18 protein-coding genes are annotated in these 15116 nt (G+C 71.0%); 2 read left to right on the top strand and 16 right to left on the bottom strand.

Annotation, left to right across the window (positions count from 1 at the left end):
• Positions 1-1271: DNRLRE domain-containing protein (locus ACFHWE_RS01385; protein WP_416598681.1), on the bottom strand; the 1271-nt coding region annotated here is incomplete at its 3' end.
• A gap of 617 nt (positions 1272-1888) precedes the next feature.
• Entirely contained in the window at positions 1889-2245 is a 357-nt protein-coding gene (locus ACFHWE_RS01380) for a hypothetical protein (protein WP_416598680.1), read from the bottom strand.
• Positions 2246-2475: 230 nt separating this feature from the next.
• Here ACFHWE_RS01380 and ACFHWE_RS01375 point away from each other — a divergent pair, with 230 nt between their 5' ends.
• Entirely contained in the window at positions 2476-3333 is an 858-nt protein-coding gene (locus ACFHWE_RS01375; protein WP_416598679.1) for a helix-turn-helix domain-containing protein, read from the top strand.
• Positions 3330-3542 (top strand): DUF397 domain-containing protein, encoded by a 213-nt coding sequence (locus ACFHWE_RS01370; protein WP_416598678.1) that lies wholly within the window; start codon positions 3330-3332, stop codon positions 3540-3542. The genes ACFHWE_RS01375 and ACFHWE_RS01370 overlap by 4 nt, the downstream gene beginning before the upstream one ends.
• A gap of 110 nt (positions 3543-3652) precedes the next feature.
• Here ACFHWE_RS01370 and ACFHWE_RS01365 read toward each other — a convergent pair whose 3' ends face one another.
• From ACFHWE_RS01365 to ACFHWE_RS01300, 14 genes are all read right to left on the bottom strand, one after another.
• Complete coding sequence (locus tag ACFHWE_RS01365; protein WP_416598677.1) at positions 3653-3955, bottom strand: CopG family transcriptional regulator; 303 nt, start codon at positions 3953-3955, stop codon at positions 3653-3655.
• 184 nt (positions 3956-4139) lie between these two features.
• Positions 4140-4625, bottom strand: coding sequence for a DUF4282 domain-containing protein (locus ACFHWE_RS01360; RefSeq protein ID WP_416598676.1), 486 nt, complete (start codon positions 4623-4625; stop codon positions 4140-4142).
• Between the two features lie 228 nt (positions 4626-4853).
• Positions 4854-5603: a YebC/PmpR family DNA-binding transcriptional regulator gene (locus ACFHWE_RS01355; protein WP_416598675.1), complete on the bottom strand. Its 750-nt coding sequence runs from the start codon at positions 5601-5603 to the stop codon at positions 4854-4856.
• Positions 5600-6208, bottom strand: coding sequence for a pyridoxal 5'-phosphate synthase glutaminase subunit PdxT (gene pdxT / locus ACFHWE_RS01350; protein ID WP_416598674.1), 609 nt, complete (start codon positions 6206-6208; stop codon positions 5600-5602). The genes ACFHWE_RS01355 and pdxT overlap by 4 nt, the downstream gene beginning before the upstream one ends.
• A 79-nt stretch (positions 6209-6287) precedes the next feature.
• On the bottom strand, positions 6288-7199 hold the full coding sequence (gene pdxS / locus ACFHWE_RS01345; RefSeq protein ID WP_416598673.1) for a pyridoxal 5'-phosphate synthase lyase subunit PdxS: 912 nt from the start codon (positions 7197-7199) through the stop codon (positions 6288-6290).
• 143 nt (positions 7200-7342) lie between these two features.
• Positions 7343-7924 (bottom strand): hypothetical protein, encoded by a 582-nt coding sequence (locus ACFHWE_RS01340; protein WP_416598695.1) that lies wholly within the window; start codon positions 7922-7924, stop codon positions 7343-7345.
• Positions 7921-9135 (bottom strand): glycosyltransferase family 4 protein, encoded by a 1215-nt coding sequence (locus ACFHWE_RS01335; protein ID WP_416598694.1) that lies wholly within the window; start codon positions 9133-9135, stop codon positions 7921-7923. The genes ACFHWE_RS01340 and ACFHWE_RS01335 overlap by 4 nt, the downstream gene beginning before the upstream one ends.
• Positions 9136-9143: 8 nt before the next feature.
• Positions 9144-10100, bottom strand: a complete 957-nt coding sequence (locus tag ACFHWE_RS01330; protein WP_416598672.1) for a phosphatidylinositol mannoside acyltransferase — start codon at positions 10098-10100, stop codon at positions 9144-9146.
• A gap of 26 nt (positions 10101-10126) precedes the next feature.
• Positions 10127-10753, bottom strand: a complete 627-nt coding sequence (gene pgsA / locus ACFHWE_RS01325) for a phosphatidylinositol phosphate synthase (protein WP_416598671.1) — start codon at positions 10751-10753, stop codon at positions 10127-10129.
• A 106-nt stretch (positions 10754-10859) separates the two neighbouring features.
• A complete protein-coding gene (locus tag ACFHWE_RS01320) occupies positions 10860-11426 on the bottom strand; it encodes an HIT family protein (RefSeq protein WP_416598670.1) in 567 nt (188 codons plus the stop codon).
• A gap of 79 nt (positions 11427-11505) precedes the next feature.
• Positions 11506-13176: a DUF885 domain-containing protein gene (locus tag ACFHWE_RS01315; RefSeq protein ID WP_416598693.1), complete on the bottom strand. Its 1671-nt coding sequence runs from the start codon at positions 13174-13176 to the stop codon at positions 11506-11508.
• Between the two features lie 305 nt (positions 13177-13481).
• On the bottom strand, positions 13482-14075 hold the full coding sequence (locus ACFHWE_RS01310; RefSeq protein ID WP_028648984.1) for a GTP-binding protein: 594 nt from the start codon (positions 14073-14075) through the stop codon (positions 13482-13484).
• Positions 14076-14109: 34 nt separating this feature from the next.
• Complete coding sequence (locus tag ACFHWE_RS01305) at positions 14110-14526, bottom strand: DUF742 domain-containing protein (protein WP_416598669.1); 417 nt, start codon at positions 14524-14526, stop codon at positions 14110-14112.
• Positions 14527-14624: 98 nt separating this feature from the next.
• Positions 14625-15026 (bottom strand): roadblock/LC7 domain-containing protein, encoded by a 402-nt coding sequence (locus tag ACFHWE_RS01300; RefSeq protein ID WP_416598668.1) that lies wholly within the window; start codon positions 15024-15026, stop codon positions 14625-14627.
• Positions 15027-15116 lie beyond the last annotated feature (90 nt).

Below are 15116 nucleotides of genomic sequence, written 5' to 3'. Positions count from 1 at the left end.
GAGTCGGTGTCGACCTGGTCGGGCTTGTTGTTGTAGTCCACCACCAGCACCGGCGGGTCGTCGGTAACGTCGAAACGGCGCCAGGCGGTGGTACCGGCCTCGTCGCGCTCCTTCAAACGCAGGTAGATGTACTCCTCGTCGTTGTCGGCGCCCCACTGGTAGGCGTCGGTGGCGTCGAACTCCACGCCGCTGGAGGCCGGGCAGGTGGCCCAGCCGCCGGTGACGTTCTGGGTGTCGAGGTGATCGCGGGCGGTGGGCTGGTTGTTCCAGGTGGTGGAGCCGTCGAAGCGGTCGGTGCGGTGGAGTTGGACGTGGGAGTCGCTGTTGCAGTCGTAGGCCCAGTCGACCTCGGTGCGCAGGGTGGCGGCGTGGATGGTGGTGGTGTCCTGCTTGGTGCGTCCGGCCACCCAGAACTGGAAGAACGCCCGGCGGGTGTAGACGCGGTCCCACTCGATGCGGCCCACGCCGACGCTGGGCTCGTCGGGTTCGTTGAGGTAGTTGGTGTTCGGGAAGGCCGCCTCGACGAAGGTCCAGTTGGGGCGGTGGACGGTGATGGAGGGGTCGATGTAGACCGGGTACTGGGTCGCCTCGTCGGTGAGCATCTGCTGGTCGGGAACCAGGCTCAGGGTGTCGACCCCGACGGCGGCTTCCAGGGGTTCGACCTGGGAGGTGGTCAGCGGCGCCATGGCGGGGTCCTCACCGGTGGCGGTGGCCTGGTCGGCTCCGGTGGAGTCCCACATGGTGGGGGCGGGGGCGGAGAAGACGCTCTGGCCGCCCTCGTCGCCGGTGGCTCTGAGGTTGCCGTGCTCATCGGCGGTCATGGTGACACCGGCGGTGTCCAGGGCCAGTTCCAGTTCCGCCAGCTCGGGAGAGGCGGCCGCTTCGGGGGTGTGCACCACCAGCACCTGGCCGAAGCCTTCGACACCCGCGGTCAGGACGAGGTCGACGTCGGGCAGCACGTCGGGGTAGGTGGCCTGGTTGCCCTCCAGCTCCGGGGCGGGAAGGTCGCCCTCCCACCCCAGGGAGACGGAGTTGGACCCCAGTCCGAGGGTGACCATGGGGGCGTCGCCGCCGGCGGAGAAGGCCAGGTCGGCGTTGGTGGCGCGGGGGCGCAGGAGGCCGTCGCCGGTGTCGACCAGGGTGGTGTCCACGTCGGTCCAGCCCTGGTCGGTGCGGACCCGGGCCGGGAGTGCGGAGATCTCCGCGGTGAGGGTGCCGTCGGGGTTGGCGAAGTGCCGGGTCTTCTCGTCGGTCAGCGAGGTGATCTCCACCCGCTCCCCCGTCTCCGCTGCCAGGGCGAGGGCGTTGGACTCCTCCCTGCCTTCAGCGGAGGGCTCATCGGCCGGCTGCGGGGGGTGTCCTCGTCGTCGGCCGCGGCGGGAACCGGGGACAACAAAGTGAATGCCAGCGCAGCAGCAGTCGAGGCCGCCGTCATGCGGGTCAGGGCGCGACGCATGGAGAAGAAGCCGTCCTAGTGAGGGATGCCGACAACCGTTTTATTCGGTCATCGGTGGCACAAACCGCCGCGAAGGTATCCCGTTCCACCAAGCCCGCACAAGGCACGCGACTCAGCCCCGCGCTCACGCCCTCACACCCGCCACCGTGAGCCCCAGGGCCGAACAGTGGCTAAACCCGTGGCCGCAGAATCCAGGTGGCCGGATCCGGCCAATCTGATCTCAAGAGGCGGAAAGCGCGTCCATCAAGACCTCAGACCGGAGTAAGACAGCATTCATCGATCGTTCGCTTTCCAAGGCCGAGCACGCAGTGCGGTTGGGCCACGAATTGGCGCCGCCAGGGCTGCCGAAGGACTCTCACCACAAGACGAGTGGAGGGAAGGCACGGACCGGAGTGAGGGCTCCCGTGGGGGCGACGGGAGCCCTTCCCTGGTTCAGCGGTCGGTGTCGGCCCGCATCAGCGGTGCGAGGAAGGCCGCCAGCCCCACCGCGGTGGTTCCGGTCGGGGTCTCGTCACCGCCCTCGATGGTCCACTCGGTGCTGCGGTCGTCGCGGATGTACAGGTCGAGGGTGAAGCGCCCGCCGGATTTGCCGACAGACAGGTGGGCGGTGTCGCCGGGGTCGCGGGTGACGCGCAGGCCCGCCGCGCTCAGGAGTTCGGAGACGGTCTCGACGTACCGGTCCAACTGGTCCTCGCTGAGCAGTTCGGGAACCTCCTCGTCCACAGAGGTGTCGACGCCGTCCCAGTCGTAGGGGACAATCGGAGCCGGGAGGGCACAGACTTCGGTCATGCGGTGTTCTCCTCTCAGAGGCACCGCCTGGGTCGCTACACGAGCGCCAACTCCAGCGAGCGGCCCAGGCGGTGGTCTCGTGGCCGGGCCGGACAGTGCCCTGCCGCCCGGTTCTCCCGTTTCGAGTGAGCCAGATCTCACCCTCTGTTAGAGTCGCACATGGCAAGGGAACCCACAAGAGCGAAAGCCAATTTGCTCAGTATGACCTTGGAGCAGGCCAGGAGGAGCGCATGCCGACAGACCGAGGCGTCACCTTGCGAGCGCAGTGGCTTGGTCAGATCCTGCGGGACTTCAGGGAGAGGAAGGGGCTCACCCTCAAGGATGTAGCGGAGTACCTACAGCGCAACATCTCAACAGTGAGCCGCTGCGAACTGGGGATCTACCCCATCCGCCGGGTGGACGCCGCCGCGATGCTCGACCTGTACGGGGTCAGCGACAAGAAGCAGCGCGAAGCCGTCATGGAGTTGGCCGGAGATGTCTGGCAAACAGGCTGGTGGGAGCAGTACTCCAAGGACAACGTCTGGAGCTCCACCATCGACCTCGCATGGTTGGAGAGCCGATCCCATGAGATGCGGGTCTTCGCGACGATGACGGTTCCCGGCCTGCTTCAGACCGAGGACTACGCACGCGCCCTGATGCTGATCGCCAACAGGGACTCGACCAAGCGGGAGATCGAACGCTGGATCAATCTGCGCATGGATCGCCAACGGGTCCTCAGCCGGGCGGAGCCCCTCCACCTGTCAGCGGTCATCGACGAAGCCGTACTCAGGCGTCAGGTAGGCGGCCCTGATGTCATGGGCCAGCAGCTACAGCACTTGTCCGCCATGGCCGAAGAGCCCAACATCGACCTTCGCGTCCTTCCGTTCACCGCTGGGGCTCATGCCAGCCCCGACGGCCCCTTCAACCTCCTCAAGATGTCGGACCCCTTTCCAGAGGTCGCCCACATCGAGAGCCCTGCCGGTTCCATCTACCTGGAAACCGATGCGGTGGATCGAATCGTGGAGACTTACGATTGGCTCCACGAGCACAGCTTGAGTAACGAGGACACTGCCGCGCTTCTCGCGGCCCTGGAAGAGGAACTCCGATGAGTATGGACAAGGCGACCGGCTTCCTACCGGTCGCCTGGCACATCAGTACCTACAGCGCCAGCGGCAGCGGCCAGTGCGTGGAAGCCGGGCCCTTCACCAACGGGTCGACGTCCTTCGCCGTACGCGACTCACAACACCGCGGCCACGGGCACCTCACGTTCACCGGCACCGAGTGGGCAGCGCTGGTGGCCGCGCTCGGCCGGGACTGACCGCAGCGAACGCCGGTGGCCGCTGCTCCCCGAAGGACGGCGGCCACCGGCGTTCGGCGTCCATGGCCATCCATGGGCAAGAGACGGGGGTTCGGCGCGGCCAGCGCTCATCACACAGTGGTACTCCGGCCCTGACCGGACTCGTTCTTGCCGATGCCGACGACGATCGCGCGGCGGCGCTCGTGCTCGGCGTCGAGTTCGTCGAGCTGCGCGAGAGCCGCTGCCCGCTCCTCCCCCGTGACGGGTCCGTGCTCCTCGTGCAGCCAATCGACCAGCTCACCCAACCGGTCCCGGTCGCGCTTGAGCCGCAGGGCCTCGGCGACGTACGCGGACGGCCCCCGCTGCGCCGCCTCCGCTCTGATCTCCTCCAGGAGCTCCTCGGGAACCGTCACCGTGATCTCCTTGACCGCCATACCTTCGACCGTACTCGTGATACCACAGCGCTGATCAGCATCCAGGCCAGCACGGTCGAGGATCGTTCCAGGACGAGATTCCGGGCCGAGGTTCGCCGCAGTGCGAACCTCGGCCCGGTCCCCGTCCCCTTGCGGCCGTTGCTCCCCGCGGGCGGACGCCCCGCGCTGACCGGCCGGGCCGGGGCTACATCCCGCGCTGTCCGCGGATCGCCGAGAGGTCCTCGCTGATCCGGAAGACCACGATGAGGATCTCCATCCCGATCCGGGTCAGCAGGACGTAGATCGCGCCCACGAGCAGGCTGCCGAAGAGCCAGAAGATCCCCAGGAACGGCTGGTCGCCCATCATGGCGAAGCCGCCGATCACGCCGAACAGGGTGAACAGGCCGATGAGGACCAGCCACAGGATGAACAGGACCTTGATGATCTTGGGCGTGACGAACTCGCGGAACGAGAGGTCGAACAGCGATCCGAAGAACCCCGACCCGGAGGGCTGCGGCGCCTGTGCGTACCCGGGCTGCTGCGGCGGGTAGGGCTGGTTCCCGCCCGCCGGGTAGCCGTCCTGGCCGCCCGGGGGCATCTGCGGCCCGCCCGGCTGCTGGGGCGGCTGCCCGTAGGGCTGCTGGCCGTGGGGCTGGGAGGGGCCGTAGGGGTATTCCGGCGGCGTGCTCATGCTGGGGTCCTCGGTGGTGGTGGCGGAGGCCGGACACGGAGTCCACGGTGAACGGCGTACCGGACTTTACCGTCCCGCGTGTCCGGGCGATCACGGATCGCCGCGATTCGCGCGCCTTCCGGGCGCCCTGGCCGGAACCGGCCAGCACCGACCTCCTCCAAGGCTCCGGACACGCCGGTGGCCGCGCCCCTCGCGGGCGCGGCCACCGGCGTCGGTCGCGGGCGGGTCTCAGCCGATCTCGGCCATGACCTCGTCGGGGATGTCGGCGTTGGTGAAGACGTTCTGCACGTCGTCGGAGTCCTCCAGGGCGTCCACCACGCGCATCACCTTCTTGGCGGTCTCGGCGTCGACCGGGACCTCCATGGTGGGCAGCCAGTTGGTGTCGGCGGACTCGTAGTCGATCCCGGCCTCCTGGAGCGCGGTGCGCACCGCCACCAGGTCGGTGGCCTCGGAGACGATCTCGAAGGACTCGCCGAGGTCCTCGACCTCCTCCGCGCCGGCCTCCAGCACGGCGAGGGTGACGTCGTCCTCGGTGGTGCCCTCCTTGGGCACCAGGACGACGCCCTTGCGGTTGAACAGGTAGGACACCGAACCGGCGTCCGCCATGTTCCCGCCGTTGCGGGTCACCGCCACGCGCACCTCGGAGGCGGCGCGGTTGCGGTTGTCGGTGAGGCACTCCACGAGCATCGCCACGCCGCCGGGCGCGTAGCCCTCGTACATGATGGTCTGCCACTCGGCGCCGCCGGCCTCCTCGCCGGAGCCGCGCTTGCGGGCGCGCTCGATGTTGTCGAGCGGGACCGAGTTCTTGCGCGCCTTCTGGATGGCGTCGTAGAGCGTGGGGTTGCCGTCGGGGTCACCGCCACCGGTGCGCGCGGCCACCTCGACGTTCTTGATCAGCTTGGCGAAGAGCTTGCCCCGCTTGGCGTCGATGACGGCTTTCTTGTGCTTGGTGGTGGCCCACTTGGAGTGGCCGCTCATGCGTGTCCTCTCACGATGTCGACGAAGAGCCGGTGGATGCGCGCGTCTCCGGTCAGTTCGGGATGGAAGGACGTGGCCATCAGGCCGCCCTGTCGTACGGCGACGATCCTACCGGCCCCGTCACGGCCCGGAACGCTGCCGAGCACGCTGACCTCGGGCCCCACCGACTCCACCCAGGGAGCGCGGATGAACACCGCGTCGAAGGGGTCCTCCCCCAGCCCCTGGACGGGGACGGCTGCCTCGAAGGACTCGGTCTGGCGGCCGAAGGCGTTGCGGCGCACCGTCATGTCGATGCCGCCGACGGTCTCCTGGTCCTCGATCCCGCCGAGCAGGCGGTCGGCCAGCATGATCATGCCCGCGCACGTGCCGTAGGCGGGCATCCCCGCCCGGACCCGTTTGCGCAGTGGTTCGAGCAGGCCGTAGCGGACGGCCAGCTTGGACATGGTGGTCGACTCGCCGCCGGGCAGGACCAGCCCGTCCACGGTGTCGAGCGTGTCGGCGTCCAGGACCTTGGCGGTGGCCACGTCCAACTGCTCCAGGACGCGCAGGTGCTCGGCGACGTCGCCCTGGAGGGCCAGGACGCCGATGGTGGGTCTGGCGGTCACGTACTGCCTCATTCGTGGTGTCGCGGAAGGGGGAACTGCCGGCGGCGGGGCGGCGGCACGGGCCGCCGCCCGTCGCCCGCTACCAGCCCCGTCCGGCGTAACGCTCGGACTCGGCCAGGTCATCCAGGTTGATGCCGACCATGGCCTCGCCCAGGCCGCGCGAGACCCGCGCGATGACGGCCGGGTCCTCGTAGTGCAGGGTGGCCTGCACGATGGCGTCGGCGCGCCTGGCGGGGTCGCCGGACTTGAAGATGCCCGAGCCGACGAACACGCTCTCCGCGCCGAGCTGGCGCATGAGCGCGGCGTCGGCGGGGGTGGCGACGCCGCCCGCGGAGAACAGCGGCACGGGCAGCTTGCCGAGCTCGGCGACCTCCTTGACGATCTCGTAGGGCGCCCGCAGCTCCTTGGCGGCGCCGAACAGCTCGGCCTCGTCCAGGGTGCCCAGGCGCTTGATGTCGGAGCGGATGGAGCGCATGTGCCGGGTGGCCTCGACCACGTTGCCGGTACCGGCCTCGCCCTTGGAGCGGATCATGGCCGCACCCTCGGCGATGCGGCGCAGGGCCTCGCCGATGTTGGTGGCGCCGCACACGAACGGGACGGTGAACGCCCACTTGTCGATGTGGTACGCCTCGTCGGCGGGGGTGAGGACCTCGGACTCGTCGATGAAGTCGACGCCCAGGTGCTCCAGGACCTGGGCCTCGACGAGGTGGCCGATGCGGACCTTGGCCATGACCGGGATGGACACGGCCTCGACGATGCCGTCGATCATGTCCGGGTCGGACATGCGGGCCACGCCGCCGTCCTTGCGGATGTCGGCGGGGACGCGCTCCAGGGCCATGACGGCGACGGCACCGGCGTCCTCGGCGATCTTGGCCTGCTCGGGGGTGACGACGTCCATGATGACGCCGTTCTTGAGCTGTTCGGCCATGCCGCGCTTGACGCGCTGGGTGCCGACGGCGGTGTCGGCGGGCTTCGATGCGTTGGTGACCACGGTGTGGACTCCCGTCCCTGGTGTGTCGCTGCTTGCTGGGTAGCGGTGGGCCGGGGCAACGACAGCGGTCACGCGTGGGGACACGGACGCCATCGGCGCCGCGCACCCTGGGTCTACCAGGTCTCCATCCTAGTTGGTCCCTTTCACGGCTTTTCGGGCACGTCCGGTGTTGCTCCCGGCACACCCCGCCCAGGGGCGTCGGAGGGGGTGGGGACCGGTCGCAGGGCGGGCGGCTGGTCGTCGATCTCGAAGAAGTCCGGCAGGGGCGCGGTGCCCGCCAGACGCAGGCCCCGCACGAGGCGGGAGCGGCGGGCACGCCGGGTGTCGGTGACGGCGTCGTTGTGGAAGGTGCGGGCCAGGTGGACGCCCTTGGCGGCGTCGTCGACCTCCTCCAGGTGGCCGCGCAGGCCGGCGGGAGGGTCGAGGGGTTCGAGCACCTCCCGCAGGACCCGGGACAGCGCGCTCTCGGCGACCTCGCGCCCCTCCGGCGCGGCCCGGCGCGCGGCGGTGGCGGCCCCGGCCAGTGCCGCGGCCCGGTCGGCGCCGATCCCCTCGGCGGCGGCCAGGTCCAGGACGGCCGACCCGCGCCGCAGCAGTGCGGCGTCCAGCGCGGCGCGGGCGGTCTCCACCCGGTGGTGGAGGCGGTCCAGGCGGGTGGCCCGCCACGACAGGTAGAAGCCCACCAGCACCAGGAGCAGTGCGGTGGTGACGGCGGCGGCGATCATGAGCGGGGCGTCCACCGCGCGTCACCCCCTCCCCGGCGCAGCAGGGCGGTGGCGCGCGGCCCGGTGTCCAGGCGGACGCGGGGCGCGCTGGGCCGTCCCCGGCCGTCGCGCATCAGGACGGTCTCGTAGACGCGGACGAGGTCGGCGGTGACGGTCTCCCAGTCGTAGGGGCGCACGGCCGTGCGCGCGGCACGGGAGAGTTCGGCGCGGCGCGCGGGATCGTCGAGGAGGGCCGCGGCGCGCTCGGCCAGGTGGGCGGCGTCGCCGGCGCGGAAGAGCGCGCCCGCGGCACCGTGGTCGAGGACGGCGGAGAAGGCGGGGATGTCGCTGGCGACGACGGCCGCCCCGGCGGACATGGCCTCGGTGAGGACGATTCCGAAGCTCTCCCCGCCCAGGTTGGGGGCGCAGAAGACGTCGGCGGAGTGGTAGGCGCGCACCTTGTCGGCGTCGTCGAGCCGCCCCAGGACGGTGACGCGGCGGCGCAGGGGTTCGGGGACGGCCGAGAGCGCCGGTTCGGGGTCGCCGGGCCCGGCCACGAGCACGCGCAGGCCGGGGCGGTCGTGGGCCAGGAGGGTGAAGGCCTCCAGGAGGACGGCCAGGCCCTTGCGGGGCTCGTCCAGGCGGCCGAGGAAGCCGAGGGAGCCGCCCTCGCCGGGCCATCCGGACAGGGGTTGCGCGCGAGCGAAGCGGTCGGTGCACACCCCGTTGGGGATGAGTACCGCGTCGCCGCCGAGGTGTTCGACGAGGGTGCGCCGGGCCGCCTCGGAGACGGCCACGCGGGCGTTGATCTTCTCCAGGGCCGAGCGCAGCGCGCCCGAGGTCATCGCCATGGCGCGCGAGCGCGGGTTGCTGGTGTGGAAGGTGGCGACCATGGGGCCGTCCGCCGCCCAGCAGGAGAGCAGGGAGACGCTGGGCGCGGAGGGTTCGTGGATGTGCAGCAGGTCGAAGCCACCCTCGTCGATCCAGCGGCGGACGCGCGCGGCGGTGCGCGGTCCGAAGCTGAGCCGGGCCACGGACCCGTTGTAGGGCACGGGGACGGGGCGGCCCGCCGGGACGAGGTGGCCGGGCAGGCCGGCGGGGCTGCCGCCGACGGGGGCCAGGACCGATACGTGGTGGCCCAGCGCGGTGAGCGTGTCGGCGAGGTCGCCGACGTGCTGCTGCACCCCGCCCGGTACGTCCCAGGCGTAGGGGCAGACCAGGCCCACCCGCATCGGTGCGCTCACGCGGGCGCTTCCTCTGCCGGTGCCGGGGCTTGGGGGTGGCGGGTGTCGGGCCAGTGGCCGAGGCGGTGGGCGTCGTGGTCGGCGCTGAACACGGGTTGAAGCATGTGCCAGTCCTCCGGGTGTGCGGCGATCTCGCTCTGGAAGACGTCGGCGAGGCGCTGCGTGGTGGCCCGGATCCGGTCGGAGCGGGTGGCACCGGGGGCGACGGGCACCTCCTCGTGGACGCGGATGTTCCACCTCGGGCCGTCGTACCACAGGGAGACGGGCAGCAGGGCGGCGCCGGTGTTCAGGGCCAGGGCCGCCGGTCCGGAGGGCATGCGCGCCGCCTCGCCGAAGAACTCGACCTCGGGGCCCGTGCCGCCGAGGTCGCGGTCGGCGAGCAGGCACACGAGACCGCCGGCGCGCAGCCGCCGCGCGAGCGTGCCGTAGACGCCCGCTCCCCCGGTCAGGGGCAGGACCTCCATGCCCAGGGACTCGCGGTAGGCGGTGAAGCGGCGGTAGACGCTCTCCGGTTCCAGGCGCTGGGCGACAGTGGTCAGCGGGATGCCCCGCAGGCTGATCCAGGCGCCCGCGTGGTCCCAGTTGCCCATGTGCGGCAGGGCGGCGATCGCGCCCCGGCCGGAGCGCACGTTCTCCTCCACGCGGTGGATGCCCTCGGCCCGGGTGTGGGCCAGGATGTGGTCGCGGCCCATGGCGGGCAGGCGGAACATCTCGTAGTAGTAGCGCATGTAGGAGCGCATCCCGGCGCGGGAGAGGGCGCGCAGCCGCGCGTCGGTGGCCCCGGGGCCGAGGAGGCGGCTCAGGTTGCGCTCCAGTCCGCGGGTGCCGTCGCCGTGGGTGCGCCAGGCGCGGTCGGCGATGGCCTGGAACACCCCGCGTCCGGCCCTTTCAGGCGATCGTCGGATCAGCGCCCACCCGGCCGCGTAGGCCAGGGCGGCGGTGCGTTCGTCCACGTCGTCCTTCCTCGTCGCGTACGGCCTCAGGCCTCGCCGTCGGCGGCGTGGTGATCGTATCCGTCCGGCTCGGTCTCCCCGGTGAGCCGCGCGCGCGTCTCCAGGAGCCTTTGCAGGACGGTGACCAGGCTCATGACGGCCAGGATCCACAGCCCGGCGGCCAGGACGTAGGGCACGCCGAACCCGTGCAGGCCGACGGCGGCGAGGATGATGATGAGGCGTTCGGTGCGTTCGGCGACGCCCACGTCGCAGTTGACGCCCAGCCCCTCGGCGCGGGCCTTGATGTAGGACACCATGAAGCCGGTGACGAGGCAGAACAGGGTGAGTCCGGCGAGCACGGGTTCGTCACCCTCGCTGATGAACCACCACAGGAGCCCGGCCAGGACGGCGGCGTCGGCGACCCGGTCGAGGGTGGAGTCGAGGAAGGCGCCAAAGTCGCTGGCCTGGTCCCCGGCCCGCGCGACGGCGCCGTCGAGCATGTCGAAGAGGGCGAAGACCGCGATGACGATCGTGCCGGCGTACAGGTCCCCGCGGGGATAGAAGTAGAGCGCGGCGGCGACGACCCCGGCGGTGCCGACGAGGGTCACGGCGTTCGGGGAGATGCCGATCCGGGCCAGGCTCCGGCCGAGCGGAGCGGTGACCCGTGAGGTCAAGGGGCGAAGGATTCTCAGCATGTCTTCTTGTGATGGTAGGGCGGGAACGGGTTCGGCGGTGGGATCCGCGCCCGGGTGGCGCGGCCCACGGCCCGGCGGGGCGGGGTCAGGTGCCGGGCCAGTACTCGGCCAGGGTCTCGCGGGTACGCTCCAGCATCTCGGGCAGGATCCTGGTCTGCCCGATGGCCGGCATGAAGTTGGTGTCGCCTCCCCACCGGGGGACGATGTGCTGGTGCAGGTGGGCGGCGATGCCGGCACCGGCAACAGTACCGAGGTTGAGTCCGACGTTGAAGCCGTGGGGGCGGTAGGCGGCGGTGAGCGCGTGGATCCCGGCCTGGGTGAGCGCGGCGACCTCCGCGGTCTCGTCGGCGTCCAGGGCGGTGTAGTCCGACACGTGGCGGTAGGGGCACACGAGCAGGTGGCCGCTGTTGTAGGGGTAGAGGTTGAGGACGACGAAGGCGCTCTTGCCGCGGGCGACCACGAGCCCGTCGGGGTCGTCGAGTCCGGGCGCCCGGCAGAAGGGGCAGCCGTCCTCGGGGGCCGATCCGGTGGGTTTGCCCTCACCCTTGACGTAGGCCATGCGGTGCGGCGTCCACAGCCGCTCCCAGCCGTCGGGGCTGCCGGTCCCGGCACCCGGCCGACCGCTCCCGGGTTCGTCGTCGACACCGCTCATGGCACCTGATTTCCGTTCCGTGGCCCTGCGCGTTCCTCTTCCACACCCCAGCATAGGGCGGGGGATGCGGGACGCGCCGTCACAGCCCCAGCAGCGTGCGCAGGTGGCGCGGCGGCGGGGAGCCGTGGGCGAGCATGGCGTCGTGCCGCCCGCGCGTGCCCAGCTCGGGGCGGTGCCCGGCCAGGTCGCGGGAGATCTCGGCGACCTCGGTGTAGCCGGTGTAGTAGGTGGACAGCTGGGCGCTGGTGAGCTGGGCGCGGCGCCACTTGCCGACCGCCTCGCCCTCCTCCTGGTGGCCGCGCCCGGTGAGCAGGGCGACCGCCTCGGCCTCGGTGAGGTCCCCTGTGTGCACGCGCACGTCCAGGATGGAGTTGAGGATGACGCGCAGCCGCATCTTGAGCTGGACCAGCCGCAGGGCGAGGTCGGCGCGGCGCGCCTCCCGCCCGGTGGCGCCGGACCAGCCGTGGCGTGCCATGAGCTCCTCGGTGTAGACCGCCCACCCCTCGGTGAAGGTGCCGCTGCCCAGGATCCTGCGCACGCGCGTGGCGCCGTCGTGACGGGCGGCGTGGGCGAGCTGGAGGGCGTGGCCGGGCACCGCCTCGTGGACCATGAGGTTGCGCAGCATGGTGGCGTTGTACTCGCGGAAGAACGAGGCCCGGCGCGGCTGCGGCCAGTCCTCGGGCGGCGGGGCCACGGCGATGAACGTGGGCAGTTCGTGGGCGCGGGGGTCGAGGGGGCCGGGCGGGTCGCAGTAGGCCACGGCCACGCCCCGGCGCGCCTCGGGCATGGTAACGATCTCCACCGGGTCGTCGTACAGCGTGACCAGGTCCAGGTCGCGGACCCGGGCCTTGAGGTGGTCCAGTGCACGGCCACAGGTGGGCTGGACGGTGTCGGGCCCGGTGGCCGAGGTGTCGGCGATGCGAGCGAGAACCTCGGCGACCTGTCCGGGCCTGCGTGGGCTCCCCTCGTACTCGGCGGCGGCCTCGGCGATGGCCTCCTCGGTGGCGATGAGGTCGCTCTCGGCCCGCACCAGGAGCGCCTCGGGGGAGAGCTCGGAGTCGAGCGTGTACCAGAGCTGGGCGGCGAAGGCGCGCTCGCCCAGGCGCGGGTCGGCGGTGGCCCCCTCCAGCCGCTCGCGCAACCACGCGCGGTAGGTCTCGACGGCGGCGAGCGCGGCCTCCCGCGCGGGTTCGACTCTGGGCGCGAGGGACGGTTCGCGGGCGGCGAGTGCCGGGACGGCGTCGGTGAGCATCGCCTCGGCGCCCGCGAGCTGGGCCAGGGCGGTCTCCACGTGCACACGCGGCATGCCGCGGCCCTCGGACAGGCGTGCGCGCGCCGTGGACAGGTAGTCGGGCAGCGCGGCGCAGCGCGCGGCCAGCGCCTCCAGGCGTTCGGGGAGCGGGAGCGCGTCGCGTTCCAGGAGGGTGTGGACGGCCTCGCCCGGGGAGTACAGGAGGGGGTCGTAGGTGTGCGGGCGCAGTTCTGTGGTGCGCCACAGGTCCGCGGCGATCCGGGAGCGCAGGATCTCCAGGTCGGCCAGGTCCCCCGCCGGGATCAGGTCCCCGTCGATCTCGTCGAGTGAGCCGAGGGCGTCGGTGAGCATGGCGACGCGGCGCGCGTCGGCCTCCGCGGAGTGGTCGGACAGCCGGGCGGCCGCCCCTGTGTCACCGAGGTCGAGCGCCCATTCGGGGGCGTCCTCCAGAAGGGCGTCGAGCACCCGCTCGGCGACCTCGCGGAACCGCCGGGTCATGGCTGGGGCGTCAGGGGAGGAAGGGCTCATCACCCCATGATGCCAGTGCGCACCGCAGATCCCGCCCTGTCGTCATGCGAGGCGGGAGGGTGGGTCTGGAAGGCCGACCGTTGAGGGTGGTGGTGGGTGACGAAGAGGGGGGTACTGCGGCCGTAAGGCCAACCGTTGAGGGTGGTGGTGGGTGACGGGTGGGCACGGTTCGGGCGCCCTCGACACGGGGCCGTCTGCGGCTGCGAGCCTTACGGCACCCTGCGGGCGCCCGAACACGAACCTGAGGTGGAGCGGTTCCTGAGCGGGCATGGAAACTATCGCCAGGAGTTCTGGCCTCCCGTGGAGGTGGGCTGTCCGGCCGCACCTTCGGGATCGCCCACCGTGATGGCGTGCTCGACGAGGGTGATGAGCGTCGACTTGGTGGAGGCCCGGTCTCGGGCGTCCACGGTGACGATCGGGATCTCGGGACTGAGCGTGAGCGCGTCCCGAACCTCGTCGGCGGCGTGGGGGTAGTAGCCGTCGAACCCGTTGATCGCCACGATGAAGGGCAGACGCGCCTCCTCGAAGTAGTCGATCGCGGGGAAGCAGTCCGCCAGGCGGCGGGTGTCCACCAGGACGACGGCGCCGATGGCGCCTTTGACCAGGTCGTCCCACATGAACCAGAACCGGTGCTGTCCGGGGGTGCCGAACAGGTACAGGATCAGGTCGGAGTCGAGGGAGACACGGCCGAAGTCCATCGCCACGGTGGTGGTCTGCTTGTCCGGCGTCTTGGCGAGGTCGTCGACCCCGACACTGGCGCTGGTCATGACCGCTTCGGTGGTCAGCGGCACGATCTCGGAGACGGAGCCCACGAATGTCGTCTTCCCGACACCGAAGCCCCCGGCGACGACGATCTTGACCGACGTCATCGCGTTCCCCCCAGCACCGCCTTCCTCGGCTGGGCTAGAGCTTGCGAAGTCCACTGAGCACCCTTTCAAGCAGGTTGGTGTTGGGACGGGCGTCGTTGTTCATCGAAGACCTGATCTGGACCAGGCCCTGCTCCGACATGTCCGCCACGAGCACCCGCGCCACACCGAGCGGCATCCGGAGAAGGGCGGAGATCTCCGCCACGGACCGCCACTCCCGGCACAGGTCGCTGATCGCCTGCCACTCGGGCGTCAGCGTCCCAGACTCATTGCGGGCCGCGGCCGTCGCCGAGATCAGAGCCTCCAGGGGAAGCTGTGACTTCGGCTTGGTCCGACCCTTGGTGACCGCGTAGGGACGCACCAGCGAACTGGGCGAACCGCTCCCTACGGGCCGTTGTTCGTATGGTTGTTGGATAGGTCGGGGAACATCTCCGCCGCTCGGCACAGACGGCATCCCACCCGTGGGGGGACCGCTCGGCTGTTGACCGAACCACGAGGCGCTCCCGGCATCTCTACTGTGAGGTGCCACCACTTCCTCCTGTCGGTGGTGGATCAGTGGATTCCCGAGGTGCGCGCCGTTGGTGTCAGCGCCCGCCCCGCCCGCTCGACGAGCAGGGTCATCTCGTACGCGACCAGACCCAGATCGCTTTCCGCCGACGCCAGAACCGCCAGGCAGGAGCCGTCGCTGATGGCCATGATGAGCATCAGCCCCCGCTCCATCTCCACGACGGTCTGAGCGACCGCTCCGCCCTCGAACACCCGGGACGCTCCCTGAGTCAGGCTGGACAGCCCGGAGGCGATGGCGGCCAACTGGTCGGCCCTGTCCGCCGGGAACCCCGATGACGATGCCAACGGAAGGCCGTCAGAGGAGACGACGATCGCGTGGGCGACATCGGGGACCCGATCGGCAAAGTCAGTGATCAACCAGTTGAGCTCGTTCACCTGTCGACTCATCTGATCTCCTGTCCGAATTCGCCGGCTGGTCTCACTGCACTGCTACCGCCGGCACGGCATGTGACAGCACTGTTTCTGCGTCGTACCCGG

Source organism: Nocardiopsis sp. LOL_012, assembly GCF_048060475.1.
GTDB lineage: Bacteria > Actinomycetota > Actinomycetes > Streptosporangiales > Streptosporangiaceae > Nocardiopsis.
The sequence above is the reverse complement of the archived record's forward strand: the minus strand, read 5'-3'. Positions and strand labels throughout refer to the sequence as shown.

Coding starts and splice junctions, on each gene's coding strand:
- ACFHWE_RS01365 (WP_416598677.1), bottom strand. CDS start 3,955: ATGGCGGTCAAGGAGATCACGGTGACGGTTCCCGAGGAGCTCCTGGAG.
- ACFHWE_RS01305 (WP_416598669.1), bottom strand. CDS start 14,526: ATGCCGTCTGTGCCGAGCGGCGGAGATGTTCCCCGACCTATCCAACAA.
- ACFHWE_RS01355 (WP_416598675.1), bottom strand. CDS start 5,603: ATGAGCGGCCACTCCAAGTGGGCCACCACCAAGCACAAGAAAGCCGTC.
- ACFHWE_RS01340 (WP_416598695.1), bottom strand. CDS start 7,924: ATGATCGCCGCCGCCGTCACCACCGCACTGCTCCTGGTGCTGGTGGGC.
- ACFHWE_RS01370 (WP_416598678.1), top strand. CDS start 3,330: ATGAGTATGGACAAGGCGACCGGCTTCCTACCGGTCGCCTGGCACATC.
- ACFHWE_RS01335 (WP_416598694.1), bottom strand. CDS start 9,135: ATGCGGGTGGGCCTGGTCTGCCCCTACGCCTGGGACGTACCGGGCGGG.
- ACFHWE_RS01360 (WP_416598676.1), bottom strand. CDS start 4,625: ATGAGCACGCCGCCGGAATACCCCTACGGCCCCTCCCAGCCCCACGGC.
- ACFHWE_RS01310 (WP_028648984.1), bottom strand. CDS start 14,075: ATGACGTCGGTCAAGATCGTCGTCGCCGGGGGCTTCGGTGTCGGGAAG.
- ACFHWE_RS01375 (WP_416598679.1), top strand. CDS start 2,476: ATGCCGACAGACCGAGGCGTCACCTTGCGAGCGCAGTGGCTTGGTCAG.
- ACFHWE_RS01380 (WP_416598680.1), bottom strand. CDS start 2,245: ATGACCGAAGTCTGTGCCCTCCCGGCTCCGATTGTCCCCTACGACTGG.
- ACFHWE_RS01300 (WP_416598668.1), bottom strand. CDS start 15,026: ATGAGTCGACAGGTGAACGAGCTCAACTGGTTGATCACTGACTTTGCC.
- ACFHWE_RS01315 (WP_416598693.1), bottom strand. CDS start 13,176: ATGACCCGGCGGTTCCGCGAGGTCGCCGAGCGGGTGCTCGACGCCCTT.
- ACFHWE_RS01320 (WP_416598670.1), bottom strand. CDS start 11,426: ATGAGCGGTGTCGACGACGAACCCGGGAGCGGTCGGCCGGGTGCCGGG.